The 16720-nt window shown below is 67.9% G+C and carries 12 protein-coding genes; 8 read left to right on the forward strand and 4 right to left on the reverse strand.

Annotated features, from left to right (window positions below):
- Positions 1-44: 44 nt before the first annotated feature.
- Positions 45-296, forward strand: a complete 252-nt coding sequence (locus tag HB681_RS17165) for a cysteine-rich CWC family protein (RefSeq protein WP_213956065.1) — start codon at positions 45-47, stop codon at positions 294-296.
- A complete protein-coding gene (locus HB681_RS17170; RefSeq protein WP_213956066.1) occupies positions 293-1555 on the forward strand; it encodes a 6-phosphofructokinase in 1263 nt (420 codons plus the stop codon). The genes HB681_RS17165 and HB681_RS17170 overlap by 4 nt, the downstream gene beginning before the upstream one ends.
- On the opposite strand, the gene HB681_RS17175 is transcribed toward HB681_RS17170, so the two are convergent.
- On the reverse strand, positions 1500-3002 hold the full coding sequence (locus HB681_RS17175; RefSeq protein ID WP_213956067.1) for a putative zinc-binding metallopeptidase: 1503 nt from the start codon (positions 3000-3002) through the stop codon (positions 1500-1502). The two genes, HB681_RS17170 and HB681_RS17175, sit on opposite strands and share 56 nt — an antisense overlap.
- 138 nt (positions 3003-3140) lie before the next feature.
- On the opposite strand from HB681_RS17175, the gene HB681_RS17180 reads away from it, so the two are divergent.
- The 6 genes from HB681_RS17180 to HB681_RS17205 all read left to right on the forward strand — a co-directional run bounded on the left by HB681_RS17180 (position 3141) and on the right by HB681_RS17205 (position 11808).
- Positions 3141-4619, forward strand: a complete 1479-nt coding sequence (locus HB681_RS17180) for a DHA2 family efflux MFS transporter permease subunit (protein WP_213956068.1) — start codon at positions 3141-3143, stop codon at positions 4617-4619.
- An 8-nt stretch (positions 4620-4627) separates the two neighbouring features.
- Positions 4628-5407, forward strand: coding sequence for a class II glutamine amidotransferase (locus HB681_RS17185; RefSeq protein WP_213956069.1), 780 nt, complete (start codon positions 4628-4630; stop codon positions 5405-5407).
- Positions 5408-5502: 95 nt separating this feature from the next.
- A complete protein-coding gene (locus tag HB681_RS17190) occupies positions 5503-7776 on the forward strand; it encodes a xanthine dehydrogenase family protein molybdopterin-binding subunit (protein ID WP_213956070.1) in 2274 nt (757 codons plus the stop codon).
- Between the two features lie 12 nt (positions 7777-7788).
- Entirely contained in the window at positions 7789-8241 is a 453-nt protein-coding gene (locus HB681_RS17195) for a (2Fe-2S)-binding protein (RefSeq protein WP_213956071.1), read from the forward strand.
- Between the two features lie 80 nt (positions 8242-8321).
- On the forward strand, positions 8322-10487 hold the full coding sequence (locus tag HB681_RS17200; protein WP_213956072.1) for a TonB-dependent receptor: 2166 nt from the start codon (positions 8322-8324) through the stop codon (positions 10485-10487).
- 16 nt (positions 10488-10503) lie between these two features.
- Positions 10504-11808 (forward strand): PepSY-associated TM helix domain-containing protein, encoded by a 1305-nt coding sequence (locus HB681_RS17205; protein WP_213956073.1) that lies wholly within the window; start codon positions 10504-10506, stop codon positions 11806-11808.
- Here the strand turns inward: HB681_RS17205 and HB681_RS17210 are convergent.
- The 3 genes from HB681_RS17210 to HB681_RS17220 are packed head-to-tail and all read right to left on the reverse strand — an operon-like array spanning position 11754 to position 16598.
- Positions 11754-13127: a TolC family protein gene (locus HB681_RS17210; RefSeq protein WP_213956074.1), complete on the reverse strand. Its 1374-nt coding sequence runs from the start codon at positions 13125-13127 to the stop codon at positions 11754-11756. The two genes, HB681_RS17205 and HB681_RS17210, sit on opposite strands and share 55 nt — an antisense overlap.
- Before the next feature lies 1 nt (position 13128).
- Positions 13129-14418, reverse strand: a complete 1290-nt coding sequence (locus HB681_RS17215; protein WP_218628242.1) for an HlyD family type I secretion periplasmic adaptor subunit — start codon at positions 14416-14418, stop codon at positions 13129-13131.
- Positions 14419-14441: 23 nt separating this feature from the next.
- Entirely contained in the window at positions 14442-16598 is a 2157-nt protein-coding gene (locus HB681_RS17220) for a type I secretion system permease/ATPase (protein WP_256734986.1), read from the reverse strand.
- Positions 16599-16720: the final 122 nt, after the last annotated feature.

Consider the following 16720-nt stretch of genomic DNA (forward strand, 5'->3'; position numbering starts at 1 on the left):
CGTCCCCGATTGGCCGCGACCAGTGACTGCCGCAGAATGCAGCCATGACCGCCCCGGCCCCCGTCGACCCATCGCGCTGTCCCCTCTGCGGCGCCTCCAATGCCTGCGCGATGGAAGTGGCGCGCGAGACTGGCGTCGCGCAGCCGCCGTGCTGGTGCATGTCGGCGACCTTCACGGCCACGCTGATCCAGAGCGTGCCGCCTCCGGCGCGCGGCACGGCCTGCATCTGCGCTAGCTGCGCCGCCAAGGCCGCGGCCGCCTCATCACCTACCGAGACCACGACAGGGACCCCATGAGCCAACCCCGCACCAACGCCTTCTACGCCCAGTCCGGCGGCGTCACCGCCGTCATCAATGCCTCGGCATGCGGCGTCATCGAGACCGCGCGCCGGCACGCCGATCGCATCGGCACCGTCTATGCGGGGCGCAACGGCATCCTCGGCGCGCTGGCCGAGGACCTGATCGACACCTCCCTCGAATCCGCCGAGGCCATTGCCGCGTTGCGCTCGACGCCCTCGGGCGCCTTCGGCTCCTGCCGCTACAAGCTCAAGTCGCTCGAGAAGAACCGGCGCGAATACGAGCGCCTCATCGAGGTCTTCAAGGCGCACGGCATCGGCTACTTCTTCTACAACGGCGGCGGCGACTCGGCCGACACCTGCTTCAAGGTCAGCCAGCTCTCGCAGTCGATGGGCTACCCGCTGCAGGCAATCCATGTGCCCAAGACCATCGACAACGACCTGCCGATCACCGACTGCTGCCCCGGGTTTGGCTCGGTCGCGAAGTACGTGGCGCTGTCGACGCTCGAAGCCTCGCTCGACGTACGCTCGATGGCCGCGACCTCGACCAAGGTGTTCGTCATCGAGGTGATGGGCCGCCATGCAGGCTGGATCGCGGCGGCCGGCGGGCTGGTGGAAGACCATGGCATCCCGGTCGTGATCCTGTTTCCGGAAATCGAATTCGACCAGGCGAAGTTCCTGGCGCGCGTCGATGCGATGGTGCAGCAACATGGCTACTGCAGCGTTGTCGTATCGGAGGGGTGCCATCACCCCGATGGCACCTTCCTCGCCGAACAAGGCACGCGCGACGCGTTCGGCCATGCGCAGCTCGGCGGCGCGGCGCCAGTGGTGGCCAACATGATCAAGACCGCGCTGGGCTACAAGTTCCACTGGGCCGTGGCCGACTACCTGCAGCGCGCGGCGCGCCACGTGGCGTCAGCCACCGACGTGAAGCAGGCCTATGAGCTCGGCGCACGCGCCGTGGAACTCGCGCTCGAAGGCCGGAACTCGGTGATGCCGACGATCGACCGCATCAGCGACGTGCCCTACGAATACCGCATCGGCGTCGCCACGCTCGACACCGTGGCCAACGTCGAGAAGATGATGCCGCGCGACTTCATCTCGGAAGACGGCTTCGGCATCACCGACAAGTGCCGCCGCTATCTCGCGCCGCTGATCGAGGGCGAGGACTATCCGGCGTATCGCAACGGCCTGCCGGTGTACGTCACGTTGAAAAACCAAACGGTGGCGAAGAAACTGCCGGCCTTCGCATCGGCCTGAAGCGGTTGGCCACGCTGCGCGTCACGCGCTGCACCTGGAATGCCGCGCCCATCGGAGACAGCTCGCGCGCCTGAACCGGTGTCGACTGCTGTTGCTGCTCCTGCTGCTGCACCGAGGCCTGCGCCGGCTCTGGCGCTTGCGTGGTCACGGCGGGATCGGGCTCCAGCGACGGCACGTGGTTCTGTCGCTGCTGCGTGATCACCTGATGCACGAACTGCAGCTTGCCGACCGCCGCGCGCGGCAGCACGAAGGGGTAGTAGTCGGGCTGGCCCATGCTGCGCGACAACTCGTTCAGCACGTTGGTCAGTCGCACCCAGCCGTTCAAGAAGTCGAGGAACTTCATCGCATCGGGGTGGTCCGGCTGCCACAGGTCGGCGGGCTCGAAAAGGTCGCTGGCCAGCTCGACACGCGTGGCGTCGACGCCGAAGCTCAAAGCCGTGTCGGCGGTGTCCGCCATGTGCAGGTAGTGGGCCCAGGTCTCGGCCCAGTCTTCCCACGGATGCGAGCTTGCATAGCTGGTGACGTAGCGCACCGACCAGTCGGCCGGGGGGCCGAGTTCGTAGTGGGTGCGCAGTGCGCCTGCATAGTCCAGCCGCTCGTCGCCGAAGAGCGCGCGGAAGTCGTCGAGCCACGGCGTCGGGAACACCAGGAGGTCCCAGTAGTAGTGGCCGATCTCGTGGCGGAAGTGGCCGACCAGCGTGCGATAGGGCTCCCGCATCTCGGCGCGGATGCGCTCGCGCACGGCGTCCTCGGCTTCTTCCGCGTTGAGCGTGATCACGCCGGTGTCATGGCCGGTGAGCACGTGCGGGCCCCCCGGCACGTTGCCGAGGAAGTCGAACGCCAGGCCGTGCACCGCATCCGCATGCCGCGTGACCACCGGCAGCCCGAGTGCCAGCAGTTGCGACATCAGGCGGCGCTTGCCCTGCTCCAGCTTGCGCCATAGCTCTCCATTGACCGGCACCGAGAGGTCGGGAATGGTGCGCGTCGCACTGCAGCACAGGCAGAAGCCCGGCGCCAGGCCCAGGGTGTCCGGCTCGTCTCCTTCGCGCAGCAGGGGCACCATCCAGTTGCAGCCCGCGGCGGTCGTGAAGTTGGCGCATCGGTGGTATTGCCTGCCGTTGCCGTCGCCGAAGACGGTGTAGGTGTCGAGCGCGGGATCCGTGGGGTCGGTAGGCTCGGGGTCTCCAAGCTCGCCGCCGTTGGCCTCATTGCCGTTGCCGTTGCCGTTGCCGACATCCTGCGACGCGGGCGCAAGCGGCACCACGCCCAGGCTTTCGATGACGAAGCCCAGCGGCGTGTGGCAGGCCAGGCATTCGCTGTTGCCCAGGAAGATGGGACGGCCACACTGGCACTGGTAGGCGCGCGTGACGGTTGGCGCACTCAACTCGGTCGCCAGCGAATGGGCGGCCGGGTTGACCTGGGTGGCGGGTTGCGCTTGGGTGTCCATGGTGTCGTGTTGTTCTCTGGAACGGACGCTGCTCGGTGACAACGTGTCGATTCTGGGAGCAACCCGCCGCACCCCAAACGCTGCAAACACCGATATCCTTGTAGGACGGCTTGCTCCTACCTGCTGTTCTTGCGCTCCATGACCGACCCTTCCCCACCCGCGGCCGCCGCTTCGCCGCCCTCGATGAACAAGCTGCGCGAGCGCTACGGGGACCGCTACCGCTGGTTGCTGCTGCTGTCGGTGATGGTCGGCACGATGGCCTCGATCATGTCCTCGACCATCGTCAACGTGGCCATCCCGGACATGAGCCGCCATTTCGCGCTGGGCCAGGAGCGGGCGCAGTGGGTGAGTTCCGGCTTCATGGTCGCGATGACCGTGTCGATGCTCACCACGCCCTGGCTGCTGTCGCGCTACGGCTACCGGCGCACCTATGTCGGCACCATGCTGCTGCTGCTGGTGGGCGGCGTCCTCGGGGGGCTCTCCAACGTGTTCTCGCTGGTGCTGGTGGCGCGCGTGGCCGAAGGACTCGCGGCCGGGGTGGTGCAGCCGATCCCGGCCATCATCATCCTGCGCGTCTTCGAGCCGCACGAGCAGGGCCGCGCCAGCGGCGTGTTCGGCATGGGCGTGGTGCTGGCGCCGGCCATCGGGCCGAGCATCGGCGGCGTGCTGGTCGACCTGTTCGGCTGGCGCTCGATCTTCTTCATGGTCGTGCCGTTTTGCCTGGCATCGCTGTGGCTGGCCTACAAGTTCGTGCCGACCACCGCGCCCGGCGGCGTGGCCGCTTCACGGCAAGGCGGGCTCGACTGGCGCGGACTGCTGCTCGGCACCGTCGGCACCCTGTGCCTGCTGAATGGCCTGGTCGAGTTGCGCGGCGACGCGCCGTTGCGCGCCGCGCTGCTGCTCGCGGGCGCGCTCGCGTCGCTCATCGTGTTCGTGTGGTGGCAAAGGCGCATGGAAGCCACGGGCCGCGCACCGCTGATGAACATGGCGCTGTTCGGCTATCGACAGTTCGCCATGGGCAGCGTGGTCGCCTTCATCTATGGCACCGCGCTGTTCGGCTCGACGTACCTGCTGCCGGTCTACATGCAGGTGGCGCTACACCTGTCGGCCTCGCACGTGGGCACCATCATGCTGCCGGCGGGGATCGTGCTGGCGTTCACGATCGCGTGGGTCGGCCGCCTCGCCGACCGTCGGCCCACGTGGGTGCTGGTCAGCATCGGGCTGGTGCTGCTGGCGGTGTCGTTCTCGCTGATGCTGTTTCTGCACCTGCGCAGCCCGATCTGGCCGCTGGTGCTGTTCGTCGTCATCGGCCGTGTGGGGCTCGGCTTCATCCTGCCGTCGCTCAACCTGGGGTCGATGCGGCCGCTGGCCAAGCCGTTGATCCCGCAGGGCGCCAGCGCGATCAGCTTCGTGCGCATGCTGGGCGGGGCGGCGGGCGTCAGCCTGTGCGCGATCGTGCTCGAGTGGCGGCTGGCCGCGCACGGCGATTCGCTGGCCAGCAGCCTGACCAGCGACGCCCGCCTCGCGGCCTTCAACGAAGCGTTCATGATGCTCGCCGGGCTTTGTGTCGTCGCCGTTTGCGCCGCGTCCCAATTGCGCGAGAAAAAGGCGCTCTAATTCCTGCCATGTGCCAACTTCTAGGGATGAACTGCAACACGCCCACGGACGTGACCTTCAGCTTTGCCGGCTTCGCCCAGCGCGGCGGCCGCACCGACCACCATGCCGACGGCTGGGGCATCGCCTTCTTCGAGGACCGCGGCCTGCGCCACTTCGTGGACCACCAGCCGGCCTGCGACTCGCCGGTGGCCGAACTGATCCGGCGCTACCCGATCAAGAGCCAGCACGTCATCTCGCACATCCGCAAGGCGACGCAAGGCCAGGTGAACCTGCAGAACTGCCACCCCTTCGTGCGTGAGCTCTGGGGCCGCTACTGGGTGTTCGCGCACAACGGCGACCTGAAGGACTTCCGCCCGCGCCTGCACGGCAGCTTCCACCCGGTCGGCACGACCGACAGCGAGCATGCCTTCTGCTGGATCATGCAGGAGCTGGCCAAGTCGCATGCGGGCGTTCCGAGCATCGAGGAGCTGACGCTCACGCTGCGCGAACTGGCGCCGCAGATCGCCAGGCACGGCACCTTCAACTTCATGCTGTCCAACGGCCAGGCGCTGTGGGCGCACGCCTCGACCAGCCTCTGCTACATCGAGCGCAAGCATCCTTTCAACCAGGCGCACCTGGCCGACGAGGACATGTCGATCGACTTCGCGCGGCACACCACGCCCACCGACCGGGTCGCCATGGTGGTGACCACGCCCCTGACCACCAACGAGACCTGGACGCCCTTCGCCAGCGGCGAACTCAAGGTATTTGTCGACGGTCGCGCGCTGGATTCCGCTCGCGGCCACTGAGTCGGCCTCGCCGTTCGAGCAGAATCGCGGTCGGCGCCGACGCCAACGGCATGGTCGGCTTCATGTTACGGTCGGCGCCTTCAGGGAGAGCGAACATGAGGAGACGGTATTTCCTGCTGGGCGGCGCTGCCGCGGCCGGCGCACTCGCGGTGGGCTGGGCGGTCCTCCCGCCCGACCAGCGATTGATGCCCGCCACCCCGCTGCCGGTGGCCGAGGGCCAGGTTGCCCTCAATGGCTGGGTTCGCATCGGTGCCGACAACACGGTCACCGTGACGATGACGCAGGCCGAGATGGGCCAGGGCATCCACACCGGCCTGGCCATGCTGCTGGCCGAGGAGATCGATGCCGACTGGTCGCAGATCCGCCTCGGCGCAGCGACAACCGACAAGATCTACAACAACACGACGAGCGTGGTCGACGGGTTGCCCTTTCATCCGGACGACGACAGCCGCACCCGACATGCCGCCGAGCGGATCGTCGGGAAGCTGATGCGCAAGTTGCCCGGCGGGGCCATCACCGGCGGCTCGTCCAGCATGAAGGACCAGTGGCTGCCGATGCGCGAGGCCGGCGCGTCGGCGCGAGCGCTGCTGATCGCCGCCGCGGCCGACACCTGGAAACTGCCCGCCGCCGAATGCCGTGCCGAGGCCGGCCGCATTCTCCACGCGTCCGGCAAGAGCGCCTCCTTCGGCGAACTGGCCGCGCAGGCCGCGAAGATGCCGCTGCCCGACCAGGTCGCGCTGAAGGATCCGGCGCACTTCAAGCTGGTCGGGCAACCGCTGCATCGCTTCGAGAGCGCGGCCAAGCGCGACGGCAGCGCGGTTTTCGGCCTCGATGTGAAGCTGCCCGGCATGCTCCACGCGACCGTGGCGTTGTGCCCGGTCATCGGCGGTACGCTGGCGCGTTTCGATGCGGCGGCTGCGAATGCATTGCCCGGCGTGCGCAAGGTGGTGTCGGTGGGCGGCGGCGTCATGGGCGCGCCGGCCGCGGTGGCGGTGATCGCGGACACCCCCTGGCACGCCATCAAGGCGCTGCGCGCGCTGCAGATCGAATGGGACGAAGGCAACCTTGCGGGGCTTTCCAGCAGCGTCGACATCGACCGCCTGGCCCAGACTCTGGACAGTGAACAAGGCAGCGCCTACGAAGAGCGTGGCGATGCCGTGGCGGCGCTCGCAGCGGCCAGCAGGCGCATCAGCGCCGAGTACCGCGCGCCCTACCTCGCCCACGCAACGATGGAACCCATGAACTGCACGGTGCAGTTCAAGGACGGCGCGGCCACGGTCTGGGCGCCGACGCAGGCGCCCGGCCTGGCGCGCATGGCCGCGGCGCGCGCGCTCGGCATCGACACCGACAAGGTGCAGGTCCACGAGACCTACCTGGGCGGCGGCTTCGGGCGCCGCACCGAATCGGACTTCGTCGCGCTGGCCGCGGCCATTGCACGAGAAGGCGACGGCGCGCCGGTGCAGACCTTCTGGCTGCGCAAGGAAGACATGCGCCATGACTTCTACCGCCCGGCCTGCGTGGCCCGCTTCGAGGCCGGGTTCGACGCGCAGGGCCGGCTGCAGGCATGGCATGCGCGCTCGGCCGGCCAGTCGGTCATGCACCAGGTCACGGAGCGGGTGTTCGGCATGCCCGGCATGGGGCCGGACAAGACCCTGGCCGAGGGCAGCTTCGACACCGCCTACGGCTTTCCGAACGTGCGTGTCGCGCATCAACTCGTGCGAAGCCCGGTGCCCGTGGGCTTCTGGCGTTCGGTAGGGCATTCGCACCAGGCCTTCTTCACGGAGAGCTTCATCGACGAAGCCGCTGCTGCTGCAGGCAAGGACCCGCTCGCCTTCCGCCTCGACCTGCTCGCGCAACAGCCGGGCCACAAGCGGGTCTTGCAACGTGCGGCCGACCAGGCCGGCTGGGGCCAGCCGCTCGCCCCCGCGGCCGACGGCGCGCGGAAGGCGCGCGGCCTGGCCCTGCATCGAAGCTTCGGCAGCATCGTGGCGCAAGTCGCCGAGGTCTCGGTCGGGCCCGACAAGGCGATCCGGGTGCACCGCGTGGTGTGCGTGATCGACTGCGGCTTTCCGGTCAATCCGAACCTGATCCGGCAGCAGATGGAGAGCAGCATCGTGTTCGGCCTCTCGGCGGCGCTGCAGGGCGAGATCACGCTCGAGAAGGGACGCGTCGTCCAGAGCAATTTCCACGACTACCCGGTCATGCGGATGCAGGACGCACCCGTGATCGAAACCGACATCCTGCCGAGCACCCGGCATCCCGAGGGCATCGGCGAGCCAGGCACGCCGCCGATCGCGCCGGCCGTGGCCAATGCGCTTTTCACACTCACCGGGCAGCGCATCCGTACGCTGCCGCTCAAACTCGCCTGAAGAACCCGCACCATGCCCACCTCACTGAACATCAATGGAAAAGACATCGAAGTGAAGTCCGAAGCCGACACCCCGCTGCTGTGGCTGCTGCGCGGCGAACTTGGCATGACCGGCACCAAGTTCGGCTGCGGCATGTCGCTGTGCGGCGCCTGCACGGTGCACCTGGACGGCGAAGCCGTGCGCAGTTGCGTCACGCCGCTCTCGGCGGCTGTCGGAAAGCATGTCACGACCATCGAGGGACTGGCCGGCAAGGAGGCCGACGCCTTGCGCGCCGCGTGGACCGCGGTCGACGTGGTGCAGTGCGGCTACTGCCAGAGCGGCCAGCTCATGAGCGCCTGTGCCCTGTTGCGCAAGACGCCCCGGCCGACCGACGCGGAAATCGACCAGGCCATGAATGGAAACATTTGCCGCTGCGGCACTTATTCACGGATTCGAGCCGCAATTCACCAAGCGGCTGTTGCATAACGCAGGAAAACCATTATTTCGGAGCGTACGGAACGGCAATAATAACGGTTCTCATTAGTATTCGCATTGGAACCGCTTACATGCCCGCCCACGCCTTCCGCCCGCTCCCGCACGTCACCGCCACGCTGCTCGCCGTTTCGGCCTTCGCCGCGCATGCCCAGAACGCGGCGGCACCCGCGCAGCCGCAGGCGGGCGTGCTGCCGACGATCACCGTGGACGCGGCGGCCGACGCATCGGCTGAAGGCCTGACCAAGCCGTACGCAGGCGGCCAGGTGGCGCGCGGCGGCCGCATCGGCATCCTGGGCAACCAGGACAACATGAACACGCCGTTCAGCATCAACAGCTTCACGCAGGAGTTGATCGCGAACCAGCAGGCGCAGAGCATCGGCGACGTGCTGTTGAACGACCCGGGCGTGCGCGTGGCGCGCGGCTTCGGCAACTTCCAGCAGACCTACTTCGTGCGCGGCTTCCCGGTCGCCTCGGATGACGTGGCCTACAACGGGCTCTACGGCCTGGTGCCCCGGCAGTACATGGCGGCGGAACTGGTCGAGCGCGTGGAGGTGTTCCGCGGCGCGAGCGCCTTCCTGAACGGCGCCGGCTCGGGCGCGACTTCGGGCGGCGGCCTCGGCGGCCTGATCAACGTGGTGCCCAAACGCGCCGCCAGCGAGTCGCTGACCGAGGTCACGGCCGGTGTCGAAAGCAGCCAGACCGGCTATGTGGCCGCCGACATCTCGCGCCGCTTCGGCCCCGACCAGGCGACGGGCATCCGGCTGAACGCGGCCGGCCGCGACGGCGGCACCGGCGCCGGCGACGAGCGAGCCCGGCTCGGCCTGGTCTCGGTCGGCCTCGACTGGCACAGCAGCAACGTGCGCCTGTCGGCCGACTTCGGCTACCAGAACTACGAACTCAAGCGCTCGCAACCCAGCCTGACGCTGGCCGCGGGCATTCCAGTGCCGAAGGCCCCGGACGCCTCCAAGGGCTTCTCGCAGCCGTGGACCTTCTCGAACGAACGCGACACCTTCGCCACCGTGCGCGGCGAAGTCGACATCACGCAAAACGTGACGGCGTGGGCCGCCGTCGGTGGCCGCCAGGGCCGCGAGTTCGCCGCCTTCGCACCGCCGACGCTGACCTCGATCGACGGCACCACCACGAGCTATCGCTTCGACAACCAGCGCGACGACAACATCGCCACCGGTGAGGTCGGCATCCGCGGCAAGTTCAGGACCGGGAGCGTCGGCCACGTGCTCACGGCGTCCGGCTCGATCTTCAGTTCGGACTCCAACGTGAACTACGGGCTGTCGAACAACTTCGCCAACAACCTGTACTTCCCCTACCCGGTTCCGCCCCAGACCACGCCGTTCACCGGCAGCTTCGGCGAATCGATCAAGAACAGCAGCTTCGCGTTGGGCGACACGATGTCGTTCTGGGATGACCGCGTGCTGCTTACGCTGGGCGCGCGCGACCAGAAGATCGACGACCAGACCTTCGGCCCGTTCGGCGCGGCCTACTCCGCGTCGAGGACGAGCCCGATGGGCGGCCTGCTCGTCAAGGCGACCAAGGAGATCTCGGTCTACGGCAACTACATCGAAGGCCTGGTCAAGGGCGACACCGCCCAGGGCGTCAACATCATCAACCAGGGCCAGGTGTTCGCACCGTACGTGGCCAAGCAGAAGGAAGTCGGCGTCAAGTACGACGGCGGCAATTTCGGCGGCGCGCTCTCGTACTTCACCACCAACAAGCCGAGCGCCTACGTGCAGAACGGCGTCTACGGGGTGTTTGGCGAACAGCGCAACAAGGGGGTCGAGCTGACGGTGTACGGCGAGCCCGCCAAGGGCCTGCGCCTGCTCGGCGGCGCGACCTTCCTCGACGCGAAGCAGGTCAGCACGCCCGGCGGCCTGCTGGACGGCAACCGCGTGATCGGCGTGCCGAAGCAGCAAGCCAATTTCGGCGTGGACTGGGACGTGCCGGGCGTGCGCAACCTGTCGCTCAACGGCCGAGTCCTCTACACCTCCTCCGTGTACGCCGACGGCGCCAACCTGCAGCAGGTGCCGTCGTGGACTCGCTTCGACATCGGCGCGCGCTACCTGGTCGACATCGGCAACAACCGCCTGCTCACGCTGCGTGCCCGCATCGACAACCTGACCAACAAGAACTATTGGGCCTCGGCCGGCGGCTATCCCGGCGCCGGCTACCTGACGCTGGGCACGCCGCGCACCTTCTCGCTGACCGGGACCATCAACTTCTGAATCTGATCGGGCGCCGATGCGTTCCTTCTGCACGCTCATCCATCGCTGGGCCGGGCTCGCCGTCGCGCTGTTCCTGATCGTCGCCGGGCTGACCGGCGCGGTGACGTCGTGGGACCACGAGATCGACGAGTGGCTGAACAGCGCGCTCTACGACACCGACAGCCGCGGCGAGTTTCGCGATCCGATCACACTCGCCACGTCGATCGAGGCCGCGGACCCGCGCGCGAAGGTGAGCTACATCCCGCTGAACTTCGAGATCGGGCATACGGCGGGTTTTTTCGTCGAGCCGCGCACCAATCCGGCGACGCAGCAACCGTTTGTGCTGGGCTACAACCAGGTCTTCGTCGACCCGGTCACGGCGAGGATGATCGGCCGGCGCGATTCCACCGCCGTGTCGCTCTCGCGCGAGAGCCTCATGCCATTCCTGCGCACGGTGCACTACAGCCTGCACATTCCCGCGATGTGGGGCACCGACCGCATCGGTTACTGGATCATGGGCACCGTGGCGCTGGTCTGGCTGCTCGACAGCTTCGTGGCGCTCTATCTCACCACGCCGCGGCGCCTGCGGCCTTCCGTGCATCCTGACCATCGCACCCCCAAGGGCTGGCTGTCGCGCTGGATGCCGGCGTGGGCCGTGCGCTGGCGCGCGGGCGGCTACAAGCTCAACTTCGACCTGCACCGCGCGGGCGGGCTGTGGGTGTGGATCTTCATCATCCTCATCGCCTTCACCTCGTTCTCGCTGAACCTGTACCGCGAGGTGTTCTACCCGGTGCTATCGCTGGTGTCGAAAACCACGCCGGGGCCCTACGAGACGCGCCCCATAGCGCCGCTGGGCACGACCATCGCGCCGATGCTGGGGTTTGCCGAGATCGTCGAGCGCGCCAAGGCCGAAGCGCTACGGCGCGGCTTCGACCTGCCGCCGGGCGGCATCTACTACGAGGCGCGCTACGGTTTCTACAACGTGTCGTTCTTCCACCCCGGCGCCGAAAGCGGCCAGGGCGGCATGGGCCTGGCCAACCTCTACATCGACGCGCAAGACGGTCGCGTGCTGAGCCAGAACGTGCCCTGGAAAGGCACTGCCGCCGACGTGTTCGTGCAGCTTCAGTTTCCCCTGCACTCCGGCCGCATCCTCGGCATGCCGGGCCGCATCATGATGTCTCTGATGGGCTTGATGGTGGCGATGCTGTCGGTCACGGGCATCGTGATCTGGGAGCGCAAGCGGCGGTCGCGCCGCCTGCAGGCCCTGCGCGAGGCCGAGGCCGAGGCTCAGCGCGGCGCCAGGTCCATCGCCGCGAGGAAGTCGCCTCTCAACGCCAGGTAGCGGAAGCGCGAGGTCAGCAACTTGAGCCGCTCTTCGGCGCGGCGCTGCTGCGCCACGAACCGGCTGTCGAGCAGTTGCACCAGTTGCGTCAGGCTGCGGCGGCCGGCCTGGAACTGAATGTCGCCCGCGCGCACCAGCTCATCGTATTGGGCGATCTGGAGGTCGAGCTGGGCGATGGCCTCTTCACTGTGCGCAATGCGCGGCGGCAGGGTCGCAAGCTCGGCCTGCACGGTGCGCAGCACGCGATCCGCCTCGGCCTTGGCCGCCGTCGCGCGCAACACGCCTTCGGCACGCCGCGCCTGGTTCTCGCCGCCCAGCGGCAAGTCCCATCGCGCAGTGACTTGCCAGCCGCGCAATTGCGTCGGGTCGGAAGCGGGCACGGTGTTGTTGCTCAGCAGCTTGTTGTATTCCACGTCCACGCGCGGCGAAAAGCTCGACAGCCATGGCAGCACGCGCTGCTGGGCCGCGTCGGCGCGCAGCTCGGCCGCGGCCACGACGCCGGCGGATCCGGTCGGCGCATCGTTGGCCAGCAATTGGGCAGGCAGCTTCACCGGCTTGGTCGGATTCAACTCGCTGCCCGTGATGATGATCATGCGGTCGCGGGCCGAACGCAGGTCGGCCAGCAATTGGCCTTGCGCCACTTCGGCGTCGAGATAGGCCGCCTGGGCCTGGCGCGCATCGACATCGGCCAGCTTGCCCAACTCGTTGGACCGCTGCACCTGGGCCAGCAGGCGCCTGGCTTCCTTCATGCGCTCGTGCGAAAACGGCAGGAGCTCCTCGTGCCGCAGGATCTCGGCGTAGGCATCCGCGATGCGTTCGCCGATTTCCTCGCGCGCACGACGCACGTCCTGCTGCGCCGCCGCAACGTCTTGCGTGGAGCCCTTGAACTCGACCAGGTCGTTGCCACTATTGAAGACGTTCCACCGCAGCGCAACGTTGGACTGGTCGGTCGTTCCCTGCACCACGCGCCCGAAATTGCGATCGTCCGATCGGCCGCGCGAACCCTGCACGCTGAGCACCGGGCCAAGGCGCGAGCGAGCCTGCGCGCGGCGCTCCTCGGTGACGCCCAGCAATGCGCTGGACACCTGCAGTTGCGGGTCTTGCTCCAGCGCGCGGGCCAACAGTTCCTGCAAGGATTCGGCGGGCCCGCTCGGAGCCGGCAGGCCCTGCGACGCACGGACGCCGCCCGGCAGGACGTCACCGGCCGCCACGGTGCGTTGCTGCGCGATCACGGTCGAGGATGCGGCCAGCATGCAGCATGCAAGGAGGACCGCGGCGGACAGGCGCGAGGGCCTGGTGGAATCAAATGGGTTGTACATATCAACGTTCCTGCAATGCGCCCTGCACGCCGCGCAACACGGGCTTGAGCAGGTACTGCATGACGCTGCGCTGACCCGTCAGGATGCTCACGTCGAGGGGCATGCCGGGGCTGATCGCCAGGGGCTTGCCGTGCTCCTTGAGTTGGTCGCGCGCGGCCGTCAGCTGCACTTCGAAATAGGACTCGCCCTTTTCGTCGGTGATCGCATCGGCGCCGACGCGCTCAACCGTTGCATCCATCTGTCCGTAGGTCGAGGAGTCGTAGGCCAGCACGCGGGCGTGTGCGGCCTGGCCGGGATGCAGGAAGCCGATGTCGCTCGGCAGCACGCGCGCCGTCATCTGCAGCAAGGCCTCGTCGGGCACGATGTCGACGATCGGCTTGCCGGGCAGCGCCACGCCGCCCTTGGTCGGCACCAGCACGCGGTTGACGACACCATCCACCGGCGACGACAGCTCGCGCCGCGCCACGCGGTCTTCATGGCCTTCGAGGGTCGATGCCAGGCTGGTGACCTTGGTTTCGAACTCGGAGCGTTCCGCGCCCCACTGCGCACGCAGTCGCGACGAGCTCTGCGTGGCCGCGGCGTCGGCTTCGGCCAGGCCGGCCTTGAGCCGCGGGATCGATTGGCGCAGCGCATCGAGCTCGGCCTTTTGGGCCAGCAGCTTCTGTTGCGCGCTCAAGTAGTCGGCACGCGCGCCCGCGCCTTCCTTGAACAGGCGCTCCTCGATGGCGAAGCTCTCTTCGGCCACCTTCACGGAGGGCGCGAGCGATTGCATGCGGGCTTGCGCTTCGCGCAGTTCGCCGCTGTGACGCGCAGTGCCTTCACGTGCGGCATCGATGCCCGCGTTGTATTCGCGCAGGGCGTCGCGCCACAGCTGCGTTTCCTTTTCGATCAGCTCGGGCGCTTCCGTGCGCCAGGCCGGATCGAACTTCGGCGAGCCGCCGTTGAGCAACGCGTCGGTGCGCGCACGACCGGCCAATGCAGCGAGGTAGCGCTGGCGGTTCTCACCGAGACCCGCGGTGTACTGGGCGGTGTCCAGCCGAACCAGCAACTGGCCCTTCCTGACCTTCTGGCCGGCGGACACCAGCATTTCCTGCACGATGCCGCCTTCCAGGCTCTGCACTTCCTGCAGCTTGCTCGGGGCGGTGACAACGGCCTTGGCCTGCACCGCGACGTCGAGGCTGGCGAAGGTGGCCCAGACCAGGGACACCACGATGAACACGGCGACCACCGCCACCATGGCCAGGACGGTCCGGCGCGGCCCGTGGTCGGGATCGGGATGGGATGCCGGCATCGGCCGGGCTTTCAGTTCTTCACTCACGATGCAACTCGCATTTCGTTGGATGGGGCCTGGGGTGCGGCGGGCCTGGCGTCGTTGCCCTGCGGGCGTTGCGCCAAGGCCTTCAGCACTTCGTCGCGCGGACCGTCGGCCACGACGCGGCCCCGGTCCATGACGACGAGACGGTCGATCAGCGCCAGCATCGCCATGCGGTGCGTCACGAGGACCACGGTCGTGCGCGGCAGCGCGCGCAGCCGGGCGATCAACTTCTGTTCGGTGGCCGGGTCGACCATGCTGCTGGGCTCGTCGAGCAGGAGCAGTGGCGGTCGCATCAGCAGTGCGCGTGCAATGGCGACCAGCTGGCGTTGTCCACCCGAGAGGCGTTCGCCGCGCTCGCCCACGGCCGTGGCCACGCCCTGCGGCAACTGGGTGACGATCTCGTCGAGGCAGGAATTGCGCATCGCCGCGAGCAAGGTGTCGTCGTCGGCCTGCACGCGGCCCATCTCGATGTTCTCGCGCATGGTGCCGTGGAACAGCGTGACGTCCTGCGGCACGTAGCCGATCTGGCGCCGCAGCGAGAGCGGCTCCAGTTGCGTGCTCATGATGTCGTCGACCAGCACCGCGCCGGTGGCCGGTGCGTACTGGTTGAGGATGAGCTTGAGCAAGGTGCTCTTGCCCGAGCCCAGCTTGCCGATGATGCCGACGCGCTCGCCAGGGCGAATGCGCAGGTTCAAGCGCTCGATCGTCGGCGGCTGCTTCGGATAGCCGAAGCTCATGTCGCGGAACTCGAGCATGCCGCTCAGCGGCGGCGCCTGCAGGCTCGCGGCGGCCTCGTCGGTCGGCGCGGCCATGATCTTGTTGAGCGCGGTGTAGCTCAGCTTGGTCTGCTCCCAGCGCAGCACCAGCCCGGCGATCTGGCTGACCGGCGACAGTGCCCGAGCGGTCAGCATGCTCACCGCGATGATCTGGCCCATGCTCAACGAGTGATCGACCGCCAGCATCGCGCCGACCGCCACCACCGCCACGCTCGCCAGGCCCAGCACCGCCGTGTTGGCGGTGTTCATGCGGGTGGTGATCTCGCGCGTCTCGAGGCTGTTGTGCGCGATCGCCTGCGTCAGCGACTCCCACTTGCGACGGCTCCACGCTTCGGCGCCCAGCGCCTTCACCGTGTCGAGTCCGTTCATGGTCTCGAACAGGTGCGCGGTGCGCTGCGAGCTTTCCTGCATCGACTCGTTGACCTTGCGTGCCAGCGGCTTGCGTGAAGCGAAGGAGATGCCGAGCAGGATCGGGATACAGACCAGCGGCACCAGCGCCAGCTTGCCGCCCACCAGCGCGATGACGATCAAGTACAGCAACATGAAAGGCAGGTCACCGAGCACGGTGAGCGTGCTGGTGGCGAAGAATTCGCGCACCGATTCGAAGTCGCGCACCGTGTTGGCCAGCACGCCACCCGAAGCCGGCCGGTCAGCCGCGCGCATGCGCAGGCATTGCGCGAACACCTTGGCCGACAGCGCCACGTCCATGCGCCGCGCGGCGGTCTCGAGCAGATTGCTGCGCAGCAGGCGCATCGTGAACTCGAAGCCCGTCAGCAGGATGACCGCGGAGGTCAGCACGCCCAGGCTGCCGAGCGCGTTGTGCGGAATCACGCGGTCGTACACCGCCATGCTGTAGAACGGAATCAACGCGCCGAAGATGTTCAGCGCAACGGTACCGAGCAAGGCCCAGGCGAACATCCAGCGGTTGCGCTCGAAGGTGTCCCAGAACCAGCGGCCAACCTGCGGCAAGGTGTAGAGCAGGCTGCGCTGGTCGAAGTGGAGTTGCGGCCTGGCGGCGAGCCATTGCGCGTTCGGCGCCTCGCGCTCGATCGCCTCGGCGTCCAGCCAGCTCACGCCCTCGATGCCAGGCAGATGGCATTCCATCTGCCCGTCCTTGAGCGAGAGCACCACCACGCAGCGCCCGTTGTCGCCCAGCACCAGCGCAGGGAGTTCGGTGTGCCTGCGGCGCTTGCCCGCACCCAGCAGCGTGCCGTTCAGGCCACCATGGCTCAGCATCTGGGCCAGCGCTTCCGAACCGGGAACCTGGCGATGGTCATGTTCATGCGCGGCCAGGCTGTCGCGCAGGCGCTCGACCTGGATCGGGGTGCCGAAGAAGCGAGCGAGGAAGACGATGCTTTCCTGCAGTGGGGATTGGGGCAACAGCGTTTCGGTGCTCGGCTCTGGCGAGGATAGAGGAGGGATTTGTTCGATCATTGGGAGCCCGGTCAGAAGGGGACATGACGAAAGCCATGCAGTGCCCGAGGGAGCTCCAGTGCGCATGC

The sequence above is a fragment of the Variovorax sp. dw_954 genome (assembly GCF_018449755.1).
In the GTDB taxonomy this organism is placed as follows: Bacteria; Pseudomonadota; Gammaproteobacteria; order Burkholderiales; family Burkholderiaceae_C; genus Variovorax.

What these genes read in the sequence shown, in the direction of transcription:
- HB681_RS17165 (WP_213956065.1), top strand. Translation starts at nt 45, where the DNA reads ATGACCGCCCCGGCCCCCGTCGACCCATCGCGCTGTCCCCTCTGCGGC.
- HB681_RS17170 (WP_213956066.1), top strand. Translation starts at nt 293, where the DNA reads ATGAGCCAACCCCGCACCAACGCCTTCTACGCCCAGTCCGGCGGCGTC.
- HB681_RS17175 (WP_213956067.1), bottom strand. Translation starts at nt 3,002, where the DNA reads ATGGACACCCAAGCGCAACCCGCCACCCAGGTCAACCCGGCCGCCCAT.
- HB681_RS17180 (WP_213956068.1), top strand. Translation starts at nt 3,141, where the DNA reads ATGACCGACCCTTCCCCACCCGCGGCCGCCGCTTCGCCGCCCTCGATG.
- HB681_RS17185 (WP_213956069.1), top strand. Translation starts at nt 4,628, where the DNA reads ATGTGCCAACTTCTAGGGATGAACTGCAACACGCCCACGGACGTGACC.
- HB681_RS17190 (WP_213956070.1), top strand. Translation starts at nt 5,503, where the DNA reads ATGAGGAGACGGTATTTCCTGCTGGGCGGCGCTGCCGCGGCCGGCGCA.
- HB681_RS17195 (WP_213956071.1), top strand. Translation starts at nt 7,789, where the DNA reads ATGCCCACCTCACTGAACATCAATGGAAAAGACATCGAAGTGAAGTCC.
- HB681_RS17200 (WP_213956072.1), top strand. Translation starts at nt 8,322, where the DNA reads ATGCCCGCCCACGCCTTCCGCCCGCTCCCGCACGTCACCGCCACGCTG.
- HB681_RS17205 (WP_213956073.1), top strand. Translation starts at nt 10,504, where the DNA reads ATGCGTTCCTTCTGCACGCTCATCCATCGCTGGGCCGGGCTCGCCGTC.
- HB681_RS17210 (WP_213956074.1), bottom strand. Translation starts at nt 13,127, where the DNA reads ATGTACAACCCATTTGATTCCACCAGGCCCTCGCGCCTGTCCGCCGCG.
- HB681_RS17215 (WP_218628242.1), bottom strand. Translation starts at nt 14,418, where the DNA reads ATGCCGGCATCCCATCCCGATCCCGACCACGGGCCGCGCCGGACCGTC.